Raw genomic sequence first — 15229 nt, forward strand, 5'->3', positions numbered from 1 at the left:
AATGGAAAAGACCTTAGAACGATTATTCGCACGAAATACCAAGCTACGACGTTTATTGATTTTACTCATACTCGTCGTATTGGGCATCATTGACCTTGCAACAGGTTATGAATACTCGTTCTCTGTGTTTTATCTACTGCCGATTTCTATTGCCGCATGGTATGACCAATATAAAACCACTGTCATCACCATTCTACTTTCAGCAATCACCTGGTTAATTGCAGACAGCAATGCAGGCCATCCCTATTCAAATAGCATTATTCCTTTCTGGAATGCCCTAGTCCGTTTGGGCTTCTTTTCAATTGTCGCTTTCTTGCTGATCAATGTGCGTAAAAACTGGCAGGAAATGAAAAATCTGGCAATGAAAGATCAGCTCACCTCTCTGGACAATAGTCGCGCCTTTGATATTGAATATCGTATTCTGCGAAAGTTGAATTTCCGCAAACAAACGTGTTTTGCAGTTGGCATTATCGACCTTGATGGCTTCAAGGCAGTCAATGACACTTATGGACATCATCGTGGTGATGAGGTTCTGCTCCAGTTTTCACAGGTTCTCAAAAAAGCCTGCCGCTCCTCTGACATTATTGCCCGTTTGGGTGGTGATGAGTTTGCGATTATTTTACTGGATATTGATGAAACACAGGCACATCACTGTGACCAGCGTATTAGAGCATTATTTCAGGAAAGTGGTTTAAAACAAAAATACGGCGTGGACTTTAGTATGGGTTTGGCCATCCTGGCTGAACTACCTGAGAATCTTGAGGATGCAACCAAGATTGCAGATCAGCTCATGTATCAGTCAAAGTCTTTGGGTAAATCTCAAACGACTATTCAAACATTTATGAATACTGAACCAGCATTTTAAGCTGGACAGAAACAATGATTATTTGACGGCACAATAAATAAATTTCTTGTAAGATAACCCGAATCTTGTTTAAGCCGATATTTCCATAATACGAATCATCGGCTTGTTTTGATGACATATTTGATAAGCACATAAAGATGCGTAAATACCAGCTAAATAGCCTGCAACACTTCTCGCTCTAGTCGTCACTAGATTGTACGCCCCCTTCAGCAAACTGAATAAAGTTTCAATCTTATTGCGTTGTTTCAGATGGTATTCATCTGCTTTTGATAACTGTATAGATTTCATGTTCTTTCGATGATAGGTAATTAAATCAATATCTTGTACTCTTAATTTACTCTTTAATTCATGACTAATATAGCCACGATCAGCATACAATTTAGCAGTCATTCCCTTGACTAACTGTTCAACCATTTTTATATCTGCTGTATGCCCATTTGATAAAGCTGTGCTGAGTATTTCACCTGACTGATTCATAAGTACATGCAACTTACAACCAAAAAACCAACCCATAGAACTTTTACCACGAGTTGCAATTGCTGCTAGCGATTTATGTCTTTTTATTCGCTGATTTTTACAGACAGCCAATGTCGTTGAATCGATCCATAAATAAGGACTTTGCTGATCTTTCATCAGGGCGAAATGTAAGGCATGTAAAGCCAGTTGATGAGTGTTGATCAGGTAAATCATACGTTGGTAACAAGGCAGGCTTTTGAATAAATGAAAATAGTTATGTCTCAGTGCCGTAAAGAATGCTTTAAAGTTATTGAAATGTGAATGTTTATACCAAATTGCAATAAAGACAATTTCAGAAATACTGAGCTGTGCAGGGCGAATTCTTAGGCATTTAAGATTTTGCTTTAAGAAGTTCCAGTAAACTGATTCAAATTTTAGAAAGAAATCATCAATTATACAGAATAATTGGGTACTATCGAACATAAGGACTAGAGTCGTAAGTTTTGTGTGGTAACTAACTGATGGCTCTAGTCCTTCTCTTTTTCAAGTCTATGGCTTATCCGTGATTCAGGTTAAGATAATAAAATTCTAGACTTCATATAGGACCACTTCATGCAAGCCATTATTCTGGATACTGAGACCCATACACTGAATGGTTTGCCAATCGAAATCGCCTATGCGCCGATTAAAATTGAAAGTGGAAAATTAAGTCTGGATAAGAGCCAAATCTTTGATCAGCTTTATCAGGTCAATCAACCCATTTCCTATGCGGCAATGGCGGTACACCATATTCTGGAATCAGATTTGGTTGATCAGCCCAATTACCGTGAATTCCAGCTACCAGAACAGACACGCTATATTATTGGGCATAATGTGGATTATGATGTTGCCGCAATCGCACGCTGTGGGGTTGATACATCCAAACTGAAACCAATCTGCACCCTTGCCCTTGCCCGCCATGTTTGGGAAGATGCGGAAGCACATAATATTTCAGCCCTGATTTATTTAATTTCAAAAGGCAGTGACAAGGCGCGGGAAATGCTCAAGGGCGCCCACCGAGCCGATGCCGATATTATCCTGACCGCCAATATCCTGATGCACATCATTCACCGCCTCAATATTCAGGATATTGAACAACTTTATATTGCTTCAGAAGAAGCCCGTATTCCAAAGAGCATCACTTTCGGCAAACACAAGGGTACTGCCATTCAGGACCTGCCTACCGACTATATTCAATGGTTGCTGCGTCAGGATGATCTTGACCTTTATTTACGCAAGGCACTGGAAACTCAGTTAGTTAAATAATTCATAACGCGTCGCACTGTTAGATTATTTTCCACTTACTCCAAACAAGACAATGATATTTAATAAATTGTTAACATTATTGTCATTTATTAACCTTATCTTAATCTCCATCTAGGTCTTGGCTGGGGGAGATTCAGAAATGTCATACTTTTTTAAAACAGAACTTGGGCAGAGTGCATTACAACTACGCAATATTGAGTTGACCGCACGTCAACGCCGTTTGTTGCTACTGATTGACCACGAAGATTTTCAGGACCTGAATCATGACTATAAACAAAGAATCGCACCGACAGAGTTGGTGCAACAACTGATTGATATGGGTTTATTGGCACAGCAAGCCACACAGCCCCCAGTAAAAAATGAAATAAAAGAAGATTTAAGTGTTCAAACCAACGAAGTGAGCAGGTCAGAAACATCCGCTATAAAAGAAGTATCTGAAACCAGTACTGCTCCTGTCCAACAGATTCAACCAGAAAGTATTTCACTGGAAAAACTCGCATTTGTTGAAATTCAGCAAGTGATGATTCAGACCTTAACCACCTATTGTGGCTTAATGGCACGTCCACTGGTACAAAAAATTCAGTCTATTAAAACGCTACAACAACTCAAAGCATGTCAAATGCAATGGATTACCTCATTACAGGAATCCCGTATTCCCCCAACCCAACTGAATCAAACGCTAAAACTGATTAATTATTCAGTTCAGCATTTATCGTGCTGATTTTGTAAAAATGGCTGAATAAAAGCAGAAATCGTTGTTTTAATAAACAATAAACTACGTTAAGCAAAGTTATATACTTTACCTATATGCTTTTTTTGCCTATGATGTGGCTCCAATATACGCTCGTAGCTCAACTGGATAGAGTACAGGTCTCCGAAGCCTGTGGCGTGGGTTCGAGTCCCGCCGAGCGTACCATTTTCTTAAGATACTTCCCTTTCTGTAATCGTTCTGTTTTTAACACGCCATAAACCTATTTTTCCACTTGGTTTATTCTTTTATATCGCTCAAAATACGCATTCTATTAAATAACGTGAGACGTTCATGACTGATGCTTTGGTATTGAGCGATTTGTCCAAAACTTATCGTAATGGTTTTCAGGCGTTAAAAGGCATTGATTTAACTGTGCCTGAGGGTGAATTTTATGCACTACTGGGGCCGAATGGTGCAGGTAAATCGACCACAATCAGTATCATCAGTTCCTTAACCAAAAAAACATCGGGTTCAGTTGAAATCTTTGGGCATAACCTTGATACCCACCCCTCACATGCCAAACAATGTCTTGGTGTCGTCCCACAAGAGTTTAACTTTGGTCAGTTTGAAAAAACCTTTGATATTCTGGTGACTCAGGCAGGTTATTACGGTATTCCGAAAAAACTGGCTGAACAACGAGCCGAACATTATTTAGAAAAACTGGGGCTATGGGAAAAACGCAATATCCAGTCACGCATGTTGTCTGGTGGGATGAAACGCCGCCTGATGATCGCCCGTGCCATGATGCACGAACCAAAACTCTTGATTCTGGACGAACCGACTGCGGGCGTGGACATTGAGCTGCGCCGTTCCATGTGGGATTTCCTCATTGAAATGAATGAGAAAGGCACGTCAATCATCCTGACCACACATTATCTGGAAGAAGCCGAGATGCTGTGCCGCCGCATTGCCATCATTGATCGTGGTGTGATTAAGGAAGATACCAGCATGAAAGGTTTCCTCAATCAGTTGAATGAAGAGTCCTTTATTTTTGACTTGGCGCAACCGATTGAGCATTTACAACTCGATATTATCGGGTTCAAGTTTAACCTGGTTGATCCTGTGACTTTGGAAGTGACCATGGACAAGGCGCATAACATGAATGACCTGTTCCTAATCCTGCAATCACAGAATATTCAGGTCAACAGTATGCGGAATAAATCCAATCGTCTGGAAGAATTGTTCGTGAAAATGGTCGAGAAGAATCTTGCGGGAGCGAATCAATGAACTTCAATCAGCTTAAAACCGCACTCTGGACTTTAGTTGTTAAAGAAATTCGTCGTTTTATGCGGATTTGGCCACAAACCTTGCTGCCACCCGCGATTACCATGAGTTTATACTTTGTGATTTTCGGTAACCTGGTCGGCTCACGTATTGGTGAAATGGGTGGCTTTAGCTACATGCAGTTTATTGTGCCTGGCCTGATCATGATGGCGGTGATTACCAATAGCTATGCCAACGTTTCATCAAGTTTCTTTAGTGCCAAATTTCAAAAGAGTATTGAAGAACTGATCATGAGCCCTGTGCCCTTACACCTGATTCTTTGGGGTTATGTGATTGGGGGTGTCAGCCGTGGTGTGCTGGTTGGCTTGATTGTGACCTTAATGAGCCTGTTCTTTACCCATCTGGAAATTTACAATTTATTTGTGACGGTCTATACCGTCATCATTACTTCGTTGTTGTTTTCGCTTGGTGGCTTTATCAATGCCGTTTATGCCAAGTCATTTGATGATATTTCGATTATCCCGACTTTCGTATTGACCCCACTCACCTATCTGGGTGGTGTGTTCTATGCGATTAGCGCGTTAAGCCCATTTTGGCAAAACCTGTCTTTAATCAATCCAATTGTATATATGGTCAATGCATTCCGTTACGGCATTTTAGGACACAGTGATGTCAATGTATCCTTTTCATTGAGCATTGTGACGCTGTGCTGCGTTGCCCTCTATGCAATTGCCTATCATTTATTAGCTCGTGGTTCAGGAATGCGTGAATGAGTGTTGAACTTTCTTTGTTGGGCAAAGATACCCAATACCCAACTCAATATCAGCCAGAAGTTTTATTTCCAATTGCCCGTGCTGATTCCCGTCAACAATATGCACATATTGACGGCATTACCCAAGGTAAGGACTGGTGGCATGTCTTTGAAATCTCATGGTTAAACCAGCTCGGTTTGCCACAGGTGGCGATTGGCCGCATCACCCTGCCTGCCAGCTCACCCAACCTGATTGAATCGAAATCGCTCAAGCTATATTTCAACAGCCTGAACTTTACCCAGTTTCAGTCAAGAGAAACATTTATTGAAACAGTGGAGCGTGACTTGTCCCAGGCTGCTGGTGCAAAGATTGAGCTACAACTGTTTCAGGTCGATGATTTAGCCATTTCCAAACCGACAGGGATTTGTATTGATGAGCTGATTCCTGAACGGTTGTCTGAACATCCAGACTCAAGCTTGCTGCAATTCGACTCAACCATTCAGGATAATGTTGAAATTGAACTGTATTCACATCTTTTAAGAAGTAACTGCCCTGTGACAGGCCAACCTGACTGGGGTACGGTTTTTATTCGTCTGCAAGGCAAAAGACCTTGTTATCGCAGTATGTTAGCCTATATTATCTCGTACCGTCAGCATAATGGTTTCCATGAGCAATGTGTTGAGCAAATATTTGCGGATATTTGGCAACTGCTTCAACCAGAAAAGCTGATGGTTTATGCAACCTATACACGCCGCGGGGGGCTGGATATTAACCCATGCCGTGTATCGGATTTGTCATGGATGCCCGAGCCAATTCGTCTGGCACGACAATAAAACGAATAAATTTGATATAGAGGACGTTCTTCAATGACCAGTTATTTCGGTATTCTTCCATCAGCAGGTTTGAGTCAGGATATTAAACTTGCACAAGCCAATCGTGACAGTAAAGAACCACAATATCCGTTGCGTGACAAAATTTCTTTACAGTTGACTGATGAATTATTAGACAACATGCTGATTAAGTTGGTTCAAAAATTTCCACCAAGTGATAAGCGTGATACCACTGAAAACCTTGCGATCAAGATTCGTGGCATTGTTGAAACTTTACTCAAGCAATTGTTAGGTAAAGCATCAAACGAGCAGGTCCTTGAATCATTGGTATTTATGGAAAAAAGCCTGTTTACTGATAATGACGGTCAACAACGTATTGGTACGGTTCTACCTGATACGCTGGTCACCGACATGAAGAAAAGCTTTGCAGAAGTGGCTGCTGGAAATGGACAGGCACAACGTGATGCCTTAACCCAGCAGTTTAAAACCTTTGCTGATGCATTAATTCACCACTTCATGACTGAGTTTAACAAAACCCTGGGTCTAGGCATGGTGAAACGTGGTGTTGCCAGCGTTGCAACCAGTGGTGTGGAAACAGCCGTTCATATTGTGATTAAGAAACTCATCCCTAGCTTAAGCCAGGCAGAACTGGAAGTATTTGCAAAACATTTTGATCAGTTATTGGTTCAAAAATAATTCATCAAATGATAAAAAAGCGACGGTCAAAAAACCGTCGCTTTTTATTGGGCGTATGCAATACATCCCTACCCATCTATTAGATTGATTTATAGCATTTTATGGTATAAACCCTATGAACAAATATATTGCCATTTCATTCTATAGATTGAATGCTTATAAATGTCACATTTTCTAAATTTGCACGCTCTAAATCCGCATTTATGTTAGCATTCGCCAAGCATTGATTTCCCGATCTACACTCGCATGGCACCTAGTTCCCAGTACAAATTTCTACGTCAAGCGCCTCGTGACGGCTTGAGCACAGCAACCCAGTTATCCCGTTGGCAACAACTGCATATCGATCCCTGGCTTTGCCTGTTTCTTGTGCTAAATGCCCTGCTTGGATTGACCGTTTTATATAGTGCTTCTGCTCAGGATGTCGGCTTGGTCAGCAAGCAGGCCATGAGCTTTGGCATTGGTTTTGTGGTCATGTTCAGCCTGGCACAGATTCCACCCAAGGTTTATCAGGCATTCTCACCCTACTTCTATGTCTTTGGTGTGCTATCGCTGCTTGCAGTGGTGATTTTTGGTGAGGTACGTATGGGAGCACAGCGCTGGATTGATATTCCTGGTTTCGGTAGCGTCCAGCCCAGCGAATTTATGAAAATTGGCATGCCGATGATGATTGCATGGTTTCTGTCGCGCAAGGCATTGCCACCCAGCTTTTCCCAAGTGATTCTTTCCCTGGTCTTGATTGTCATTCCATTTTTGCTGATTGCTGAGCAGCCCGACCTGGGGACTTCATTACTGGTTCTTGCCAGCGGGATTTTCGTCCTGTTTCTAAGTGGCCTGTCATGGCGGCTGATTGCGGCAGCAGCGGGTGCTGTGGCCGTAATTATCCCAATCGCATGGGAGTTTTTACTGCATGACTATCAGCGTCAGCGGGTACTTACCCTGCTGGACCCTGAAGCGGACGCCTTGGGAACAGGCTGGAACATCATCCAATCCAAGACAGCGATTGGATCAGGCGGTTTCTCAGGCAAGGGATTTCTGGAGGGAACACAATCCCATCTGCACTTTCTGCCAGAAGGACATACTGACTTTATTATTGCGGCCTATTCCGAAGAGTTTGGCCTGATTGGGGTCAGCCTACTGATTCTGCTCTATTGCGCCATTATTTTCAGGACGTTCCAGATTGGTCTGCAAAGCTTCCATAACTATGGTCGTCTGGTCGCGGGCGCATTTGGTTTGTCCTTTTTTGTTTATGTATTTGTAAACGCTGGCATGGTCAGTGGTATTTTACCTGTAGTGGGTGTGCCTTTGCCGTTTATGAGCTATGGTGGCACTGCAATTATTACCCTTATGTCAACATTTGGACTGGTGATGTCTATTCATACACATCGATAATGAGGAACGATATAAACATTATGTTTCATCAAACTTTAAATAAAACTTTTAAACTTGTTACCTTGAGTGCCAGCCTGTTTTTGAGTAGTAACTGGGCGCAGGCAAATGAATTTTACACTCATCCCAATTATTTTGCGTTTAAACAAAAGACCATGACCACTTATGGCTTAAGCAGTGAGCAAGTTGATGCTGCCATGAGTGGGGCACGCAACCTGCCCAACATCCTGAATATCATGACCCGTCCAGGTGAAAGCAAGCCCTGGTATGAATATCGCGCCATGTTTCTGGTCGAGGGCACCATTCAACGTGGCGCTCGCTTTAAAAGCCAGTATGAAGATGCCCTGAATCGCGCAGAACAGCAGTTTGGTGTGCCTAAGTCGGTCATTCTGGGAATCTTAGGCGTAGAAACGGGTTATGGTGCCAATAAAGGCTCTTTCATCACACGGGATGCGCTTGCAACACTGGCCTTTGGCTACCCACGTCGGGCAGACTATTTTGGTGATGAACTGGCGGCACTGATTGCATGGACATATAAGGAAAGCTACCCAACCAATAGCATTGTCGGTTCATATGCGGGTGCAATCGGCTATCCACAATTCATGCCAAGCAACATTCAAAAGTTAGGCGTTGACTATGATGGAAATGGCCATATTGATCTAAGGAATTCAGCCGTTGATGCAATCGGTTCAATTGCAAACTATTTGGCACAACATGGCTGGCAACGGGATCGTCCAATCGGCTTCCCCGCCCGCTATCTTGGCAACAATCCAGACAGCATTATTGCCAAGGACTTAACCCAGCCAACTCCTTACGGAGAGCTGAAAAGACTGGGTATTGCGCCTATTGACCCTTTGGTAAAAATTGATGATCTTGACCTTGTGAATATCATTCAATTACAAGACCAGTTTGGACCAATTTACTATATTACCTACCCTAATTTTCAGGTCATCACCACCTACAATAAAAGCCGAATGTATGCGACGGCGGTATGGTTATTAGGCACTGAAGTGGCTAGCCGATAGGCTAGCTTTTTTACAACATTATGAAAAGTCAATAAAAAAATTATTAAAAAAGTACATAGAACAGACAAAATAAATATATTGTTACAATATTGATTATTTTTTAATCTAAAACTGTAAGTTTTTGCCCTTTTTGTAACTATTTATCGTTAAAGACTAGACACTCTTTGTAATGGATGAATATTATCCACCCAATGCAAGAAAGTGAATAATTAGACATGTGCACTATATTTTGGGTTTTTGACGAAATAAAAAAGCATGTTCTCTAGGAGTTTATACAATGCAGTTTTCGCTAAAATATATTCTAGCGCTGACGGCAGGCTTAAGTTTAAGCCCGTTACATGCTGAAATGGTACAGTCTTCATCATTAACCAATGATGTTGAGGGTTCTAATTTGGCTGCCCGCGTACTCAGCAAAGATTCTCAAAATTTTAATTCTCGTTTTTCCAACGTTAATAGTCTTTCAATCACTGAGCGTTCAGGTGACCAGATCCGTCGCCAAACAATTGCTGCAAAAATTGATATCCCTGAAGAAGAGCCTTCAGTGATTGAGAAACTGAATACTGTTGCTTCAAACACTGTGCGTAAATTCAGCCAGTCAGGTGTGGCATCATGGTATGGTCGTCAATTTCATGGTCGCAAGACTGCAAGCGGTGAAACATTTGATATGAATGGTTTGACTGCTGCGCACCGTAGCCTCCCTTTGAACTGTTATATCCGTGTAACGAATAAGGACAATGGCAAGAGCGTGGTTGTGAAGGTAAATGACCGCGGTCCTTTCCATGGTAACCGTGTACTCGATTTATCTTACGGTGCAGCGAAACAGATTGGTCTTGCCAATGCGGGTACTGCCAATGTCAATATTGAACGTGTTGATGGGCCTAATTCTTAATTCAGGTTCATCAATTCGTTAAAAAGCCACCTTGTGTGGCTTTTTATGTTTTAGGGCTTCCTAAACTTTTATTTTCTTTAATTAGAGATATCATTTCCTTACCATTCCCAAGAATCATTTTGACCCTCTCGCTTTTCTTCGGTATATTCAAAAAAACATAGTCCCATAGCAAGGAGAGCGCTGTGAAATCAATTACTGAATGGTTTGATGAATATAGTGACAGCCATCAAGACCAAACCAATAAAAAAATTCACTGGGTCTGCGTTCCAGCCATTCTTTTTTCAATCATTGGGATTCTTGCTCACTTTAGCACGCTACTCACCGCCCTGCTGCTTGTACTGACTCTGGTCTTTTATGCACGTCTGGATATTGTGCTGGCAGTGGCAATGGCCGCGTTATTGGCAGTCATGGCATGGCTGATTGTGATTCTGCCTGTAGGGGTAGGTTTTTATATTGGCGTTTTTGTGGTTGCCTGGATTGGACAGTTTTATGGGCATAAAGTTGAGGGCAAAAAGCCATCATTCTTCAAGGACCTGCAATTCCTCCTGATTGGCCCAGTATGGTGCATGGATGCTTATCTGGCTAAAGTCCTACCTAAATGGAAATCTCGTCAAAAATTGGCGCTTACAAGCTGATTTAGGGTATATTAGGTTCATCAGGATTCAAGGAAGATGTCATTGATACATTCTTCCTTGATATTTTAGCCATCCATCAATATGTTTTCCTTGTGGATCATGGTGGGTCCAGTGAATCACCCCACCTTTTTGGTTGTACTCATATTCACCATAAAACTCAACCTTATCGCCTTTTTTAAGCCCCTCAATTTTTGGCGCCAAATCAATGTTGTGGGCAATCAACACAGTCAATCCGTTCTCAAGTTGTAAAATCATTTTTTGATGTCTTGAACCCTGATTGTCATCAGGCAAAATTGCTTTTATTGTTCCCTGGGCTTGAACCTGAATATTACTTCGTTGCTGTTGATACGCCTGCATGATCTTCTGTTGATCATCTATGACTAAATTGGTGGAACGTGGCAGAGCTGAGCCATTGGTTGTATTTTGTTTTTGCTTGAAATCCAATCCCAAATAAGCAGCAATAAGAAAAATGATCACGATGATAATTAAATTATTCTTCTGAGTTTTCATATCCACCTTTTTATCAAACACACCATAGCAAAATGCCAATCATATTGATTGGCATTTTGATCATACAATGTCTATGTCGCTTAGAATAGACGATTCATACCATTTAACGCAGCCACACGATAGGCTTCCGCCATGGTTGGATAGTTAAATGTCGTTTCAACAAAATACTTCAGGGTATTGTCTGGACTGTGCATGACTACCTGCCCAATATGAATAATCTCTGCTGCATTGTTACCAAAGCAGTGAATACCCAAGACTTCCAAAGTATCGCGGTGGAACAGAATTTTTAACTCACCTACCGTATCACCCGTAATCTGTGCACGGGCCAAGTGACGGAAAGATGCCTGCCCCACTTCATAAGGGACTTTCTCATCGGTAAGCTGTTGTTCAGTCTTACCAATCGATGAAATTTCTGGAATGGTATAAATTCCTGTCGGAACATCCTTGATCGGCTTGACATTCTTCTCACCGACCATATTTGCACCTGCACAGCGTCCCTGGTCGTATGCAGCCGATGCCAGCGATGGCCAGCCAATTACATCACCCGCAGCATAGATGTTATCAACTTCAGTTTGGTACTGGTCATTGACCATCAGTTGACCGCGACTATTTGGAACAAGACCTACATTTTCCAAGCCAAGGCCATCGGTATTACCTGAACGGCCGTTACACCACAGGATTGCATCCGCCTTAATTTTTTTGCCACTGAGCAAATGCATTACCACATGGTCATCAAAGGTTTCTAAACGATCAATTTGCTCATTATGGCGAATTAGGACACCTTGCTCACGCAAGTGGTAAGACAATGCATCGGCGATTTCATCATCCAGATAGCTTAAAAGTTTATGCTGGGTATTAATCAAGTCAACCTTATGGTCCAGCCCAATGAAAATGGAGGCATATTCACAGCCAATCACCCCTGCACCATAGATAATGATTTTATGGATCGCATAATCCAGATCAAGGATCTTATCTGAATCAAACACACGGGGATGGTTAAAGTCTAACTCTTTCGGTTGATATGGACGGCTGCCTGTTGCGATCACGATCTGTTTACAGATAATACTATCTTTAATACCATCCTGACCAAAAATCAGGACGGTGTTTTTATCCTGAATATAGGCACGACCATGAAAAACCTCAATTTTGTTGCGGTCATAAAAACGGGTATGTGTATCGACTTGCTGCTGAATCACTTTATGCGCATTACGCAGCACCTGTTTCATGGTGAATTGTTTCCATTCACCTACTTTCTGAAACATTGGATCACGTTGATAACGGATAATACTGGAAACTGTTTGACGTAATGCTTTACTTGGAATTGTTCCCACGTGTGCACAGTTACCACCGAGTTGATCACGAACATCAACAATTGCAACACGTTTACCTGCTTTTGCAAGCTTCATTGCCGCGCCTTCACCCGCAGGGCCAGAACCGAGAACAACTGCATCAAACTTCACAATATTCCCACCAATGACCTCTTTCTTACGTGGCATTCAAAGCTCCTTTCATTCTTGCTGTTACTTCTAAATATATGATAACTAATATGCGGCGAATTAATGTATTTCTCAACCATATATTTTAAATATTGACATTTTCAAAATGAATACCTGTTTCCACTACAAACTTGACTATAATAATGCAGTCTTGATCGGTTCAATAATTAAGGGAAAAGTGAAATATGTCTGAACACCGTAAACCTGAACAGGGTATAAAACTTCGTGGCGCAGAAAAAGTCGCAAGAATTCCTGTAAAAGTGATTCCTACGGTTGAAGTACCTCGTAAGCCAGACTGGATTCGTGTCAAAATGGCCGCACCAGAAGAGGTTCAGCGTATTAAAACCACCTTGCGCGCACAAAAACTGCACACTGTTTGTGAAGAGGCGGCCTGCCCTAACCTGCCTGAATGTTTTGGTGGTGGTACAGCAACCTTTATGATAATGGGGGACATCTGTACACGTCGCTGCCCATTCTGTGACGTTGCACATGGTCGTCCAAACGCACTTGACCCTGATGAACCACGCCACATGGCAGAGACGATTTCCAATCTCGGCTTGAAATATGCCGTGATCACTTCAGTTGACCGTGATGATTTGTTGGATGGCGGCGCTCAACACTTTGTTGACTGCATTAAGGAAGCACGCGCTTTGAGTCCAAAAACCTTATTGGAAATTCTGGTTCCTGACTTCCGTGGACGCATGGATATCGCCTTGCGTATCATGACCGAATGTCCACCTGATGTGTTCAACCATAATATTGAAACTGTGCCACGCTTATATAAAGCCATGCGCCCAGGTTCTGACTATCAGCACTCTCTTAATCTATTGAAAATGTTTAAGGAATACTGCCCTGATATCCCAACCAAATGTGGCTTGATGGTTGGTATTGGTGAGACTGAAGAGGAAGTGATTGCGCTACTGGATGATTTACGAGCACACGATGTAGATTATGTGACTATTGGTCAATATCTACAGCCATCCAAACAACATGCGCCGATTGACCGATTTGTAACACCCGAAGAATTTGAGCGTTATGCTGAGCATGGCCGCAAACTTGGTTTTAGAAATATCTGGTCTGCACCAATGGTTCGGTCAAGTTACTTCGCCGATCGCCAGTATTATGGTGAACCTGTTCCAGCAGTACGCCGTAAAGTTGACCCTGCCAAGAAAATTGCGATTCAGGCAATTGAGGCTTAAATTGCAGTAGGCAATAAAAAACACCACAATCTGTGGTGTTTTTTATGATTAAGCCAGAGGCTTAAACAATATGCTTTTGCACCACAATTGACCCGACTGAATAGCCAGCGCCAAATGAAGAGATCACGGCATATTCGCCATCATTAACCTGATCGCCTGTACGATGCATTGCAATGATCACTCCTGCGGAAGAGGTATTGGCAAACTCGTCCAGAATGATTGGTGCGCGTTCCAAGTCAGCATCTTTGCCTACAACCAGTTTTAAAATCAGTTCATTCATGTTGGCATTAGCTTGGTGCAACCAGAAACGCTTAATTTGTTCTGGCGTTAACTGAAGTTTTTCTAATTGCGCTGTAATCATTTTCGCAACCAATGGGCAAACTTCTTTAAATACCTTACGCCCATCTTGGCGGAACAATTTGTCATCCACAACAGCATCTTCACTGCGGTTCAGGAAGCCAAAGTTGTTACGGATATTATTTGAAAATTGGGTAAACAAATGAATATCCAGAATTTCATAACCAGATTTGGTTTCAGTTTCTTCAATGATCGAAGCTGTTGCCACATCACCAAAAATAAAGTGTGCATCACGGGTACGATAGTCTAAATGACCTGACGTGATTTCCACATTCAGTAATAGTACACGACGTGCACCACATTTCACTGCGTCATAGGCTTGCTTTAAACCAAAAGTTGCAGCGGAACATGCCACATTCATGTCATAAGCATAACCGTTAATACCCAAAGCTGACTGGATTTCAATCGCAACCGCTGGATAAGCGCGTTGCATGTTTGAACAGGCTAAAATTACCACATCAATATCTTCTGCGGTCACGCCTGCATTTTCCATTGCCTGTTTTGCAGCAATTACGCCCCACTCCGCTTGAAGCGAAAGTTCATCATTGCTGCGTTCTTGCAAGCGTGGACGTAAACGTGCTGGATCAAGTATCCCTGATTTTTCGACCACATAACGGCGTTGAATACCCGATGCTTTTTCAATAAATTCAGGGCTTGAGCCACGTAAGGCTTCAATTTCGCCTGCTTCAATCTGAACAGCATGATCTTGATTATATTGTTCTACATAAGCATTTAAACTTTCAACCAACTCTTCATTGGAAATAGATTCGGTCGGGTGGAATAAACCTGTACCTGTTATACGGATGCCCATGTAAAACTCCTGTAAAGAATGGTTCTAGCTTTCATCATCGCT

The 15229-nt window shown here is 42.1% G+C and carries 16 protein-coding genes and 1 tRNA gene; 13 read left to right on the forward strand and 4 right to left on the reverse strand.

Annotated features, from left to right (window positions below; genetic code table 11):
• Window position 1 precedes the first annotated feature (1 nt).
• Entirely contained in the window at window positions 2-865 is an 864-nt protein-coding gene (locus tag QLH32_RS03785; RefSeq protein WP_283268167.1) for a GGDEF domain-containing protein, read from the forward strand.
• Window positions 866-934: 69 nt separating this feature from the next.
• On the opposite strand, the gene QLH32_RS03790 is transcribed toward QLH32_RS03785, so the two are convergent.
• Window positions 935-1804 carry an IS982 family transposase gene (locus tag QLH32_RS03790; RefSeq protein ID WP_283268168.1) on the reverse strand — a complete coding sequence of 290 codons (870 nt, stop codon included), beginning with the start codon at window positions 1802-1804 and terminating at the stop codon, window positions 935-937.
• A 129-nt stretch (window positions 1805-1933) separates the two neighbouring features.
• Between QLH32_RS03790 and QLH32_RS03795 the strand changes: the two genes are divergently transcribed.
• The 11 genes from QLH32_RS03795 (at window position 1934) to QLH32_RS03845 (ending at window position 10814) form a co-directional block, all read left to right on the forward strand.
• Window positions 1934-2626 (forward strand): 3'-5' exonuclease, encoded by a 693-nt coding sequence (locus tag QLH32_RS03795; RefSeq protein WP_267979800.1) that lies wholly within the window; start codon window positions 1934-1936, stop codon window positions 2624-2626.
• Between the two features lie 139 nt (window positions 2627-2765).
• A complete protein-coding gene (locus QLH32_RS03800) occupies window positions 2766-3347 on the forward strand; it encodes a hypothetical protein (protein WP_283268169.1) in 582 nt (193 codons plus the stop codon).
• Window positions 3348-3466: 119 nt separating this feature from the next.
• Window positions 3467-3542, forward strand: a tRNA-Arg gene (locus QLH32_RS03805).
• A gap of 126 nt (window positions 3543-3668) precedes the next feature.
• Window positions 3669-4604, forward strand: a complete 936-nt coding sequence (locus QLH32_RS03810; RefSeq protein WP_267979802.1) for an ABC transporter ATP-binding protein — start codon at window positions 3669-3671, stop codon at window positions 4602-4604.
• The gene (locus tag QLH32_RS03815) at window positions 4601-5374 is read left to right on the forward strand and encodes an ABC transporter permease (RefSeq protein WP_004679673.1); all 774 of its coding nucleotides are present in this window, start codon (window positions 4601-4603) and stop codon (window positions 5372-5374) included. The genes QLH32_RS03810 and QLH32_RS03815 overlap by 4 nt, the downstream gene beginning before the upstream one ends.
• Complete coding sequence (gene queF / locus QLH32_RS03820; protein WP_283268171.1) at window positions 5371-6186, forward strand: NADPH-dependent 7-cyano-7-deazaguanine reductase QueF; 816 nt, start codon at window positions 5371-5373, stop codon at window positions 6184-6186. Before QLH32_RS03815 ends, queF begins: the two co-directional genes overlap by 4 nt.
• Window positions 6187-6219: 33 nt before the next feature.
• Window positions 6220-6879, forward strand: coding sequence for a hypothetical protein (locus QLH32_RS03825; protein WP_283268172.1), 660 nt, complete (start codon window positions 6220-6222; stop codon window positions 6877-6879).
• 246 nt (window positions 6880-7125) lie between these two features.
• A complete protein-coding gene (rodA, locus tag QLH32_RS03830; RefSeq protein WP_267979805.1) occupies window positions 7126-8268 on the forward strand; it encodes a rod shape-determining protein RodA in 1143 nt (380 codons plus the stop codon).
• Window positions 8269-8288: 20 nt separating this feature from the next.
• Window positions 8289-9290 (forward strand): lytic murein transglycosylase B, encoded by a 1002-nt coding sequence (gene mltB, locus QLH32_RS03835; RefSeq protein ID WP_283268175.1) that lies wholly within the window; start codon window positions 8289-8291, stop codon window positions 9288-9290.
• Between the two features lie 277 nt (window positions 9291-9567).
• Window positions 9568-10179: a septal ring lytic transglycosylase RlpA family protein gene (locus QLH32_RS03840; RefSeq protein WP_267979807.1), complete on the forward strand. Its 612-nt coding sequence runs from the start codon at window positions 9568-9570 to the stop codon at window positions 10177-10179.
• A 182-nt stretch (window positions 10180-10361) separates the two neighbouring features.
• A complete protein-coding gene (locus tag QLH32_RS03845; protein ID WP_004682320.1) occupies window positions 10362-10814 on the forward strand; it encodes an Mpo1 family 2-hydroxy fatty acid dioxygenase in 453 nt (150 codons plus the stop codon).
• A 39-nt stretch (window positions 10815-10853) separates the two neighbouring features.
• Here the strand turns inward: QLH32_RS03845 and QLH32_RS03850 are convergent, their stop codons facing one another.
• Window positions 10854-11324: a DUF3465 domain-containing protein gene (locus tag QLH32_RS03850; protein WP_283268177.1), complete on the reverse strand. Its 471-nt coding sequence runs from the start codon at window positions 11322-11324 to the stop codon at window positions 10854-10856.
• Window positions 11325-11404: 80 nt separating this feature from the next.
• On the reverse strand, window positions 11405-12820 hold the full coding sequence (gene sthA / locus QLH32_RS03855) for a Si-specific NAD(P)(+) transhydrogenase (RefSeq protein WP_004679686.1): 1416 nt from the start codon (window positions 12818-12820) through the stop codon (window positions 11405-11407).
• Between the two features lie 185 nt (window positions 12821-13005).
• Between sthA and lipA the strand changes: the two genes are divergently transcribed.
• Window positions 13006-14019, forward strand: a complete 1014-nt coding sequence (gene lipA, locus QLH32_RS03860; protein ID WP_267979809.1) for a lipoyl synthase — start codon at window positions 13006-13008, stop codon at window positions 14017-14019.
• A 61-nt stretch (window positions 14020-14080) separates the two neighbouring features.
• Here the strand turns inward: lipA and QLH32_RS03865 are convergent, their stop codons facing one another.
• Window positions 14081-15187 (reverse strand): beta-ketoacyl-ACP synthase III, encoded by a 1107-nt coding sequence (locus tag QLH32_RS03865; protein WP_283268180.1) that lies wholly within the window; start codon window positions 15185-15187, stop codon window positions 14081-14083.
• Window positions 15188-15229: the final 42 nt, after the last annotated feature.

This window comes from Acinetobacter corruptisaponis (genome assembly GCF_030053775.1).
Lineage (GTDB): Bacteria > Pseudomonadota > Gammaproteobacteria > Pseudomonadales > Moraxellaceae > Acinetobacter > Acinetobacter corruptisaponis.

Excerpts from the sequence above, each read along its gene's own strand:
- QLH32_RS03785 (WP_283268167.1), top strand. The coding sequence starts at position 2 with ATGGAAAAGACCTTAGAACGATTATTCGCACGAAATACCAAGCTACGA.
- QLH32_RS03790 (WP_283268168.1), bottom strand. The coding sequence starts at position 1,804 with ATGTTCGATAGTACCCAATTATTCTGTATAATTGATGATTTCTTTCTA.
- QLH32_RS03795 (WP_267979800.1), top strand. The coding sequence starts at position 1,934 with ATGCAAGCCATTATTCTGGATACTGAGACCCATACACTGAATGGTTTG.
- QLH32_RS03800 (WP_283268169.1), top strand. The coding sequence starts at position 2,766 with ATGTCATACTTTTTTAAAACAGAACTTGGGCAGAGTGCATTACAACTA.
- QLH32_RS03810 (WP_267979802.1), top strand. The coding sequence starts at position 3,669 with ATGACTGATGCTTTGGTATTGAGCGATTTGTCCAAAACTTATCGTAAT.
- QLH32_RS03815 (WP_004679673.1), top strand. The coding sequence starts at position 4,601 with ATGAACTTCAATCAGCTTAAAACCGCACTCTGGACTTTAGTTGTTAAA.
- queF (WP_283268171.1), top strand. The coding sequence starts at position 5,371 with ATGAGTGTTGAACTTTCTTTGTTGGGCAAAGATACCCAATACCCAACT.
- QLH32_RS03825 (WP_283268172.1), top strand. The coding sequence starts at position 6,220 with ATGACCAGTTATTTCGGTATTCTTCCATCAGCAGGTTTGAGTCAGGAT.
- rodA (WP_267979805.1), top strand. The coding sequence starts at position 7,126 with ATGGCACCTAGTTCCCAGTACAAATTTCTACGTCAAGCGCCTCGTGAC.
- mltB (WP_283268175.1), top strand. The coding sequence starts at position 8,289 with ATGTTTCATCAAACTTTAAATAAAACTTTTAAACTTGTTACCTTGAGT.
- QLH32_RS03840 (WP_267979807.1), top strand. The coding sequence starts at position 9,568 with ATGCAGTTTTCGCTAAAATATATTCTAGCGCTGACGGCAGGCTTAAGT.
- QLH32_RS03850 (WP_283268177.1), bottom strand. The coding sequence starts at position 11,324 with ATGAAAACTCAGAAGAATAATTTAATTATCATCGTGATCATTTTTCTT.
- sthA (WP_004679686.1), bottom strand. The coding sequence starts at position 12,820 with ATGCCACGTAAGAAAGAGGTCATTGGTGGGAATATTGTGAAGTTTGAT.
- lipA (WP_267979809.1), top strand. The coding sequence starts at position 13,006 with ATGTCTGAACACCGTAAACCTGAACAGGGTATAAAACTTCGTGGCGCA.
- QLH32_RS03865 (WP_283268180.1), bottom strand. The coding sequence starts at position 15,187 with ATGGGCATCCGTATAACAGGTACAGGTTTATTCCACCCGACCGAATCT.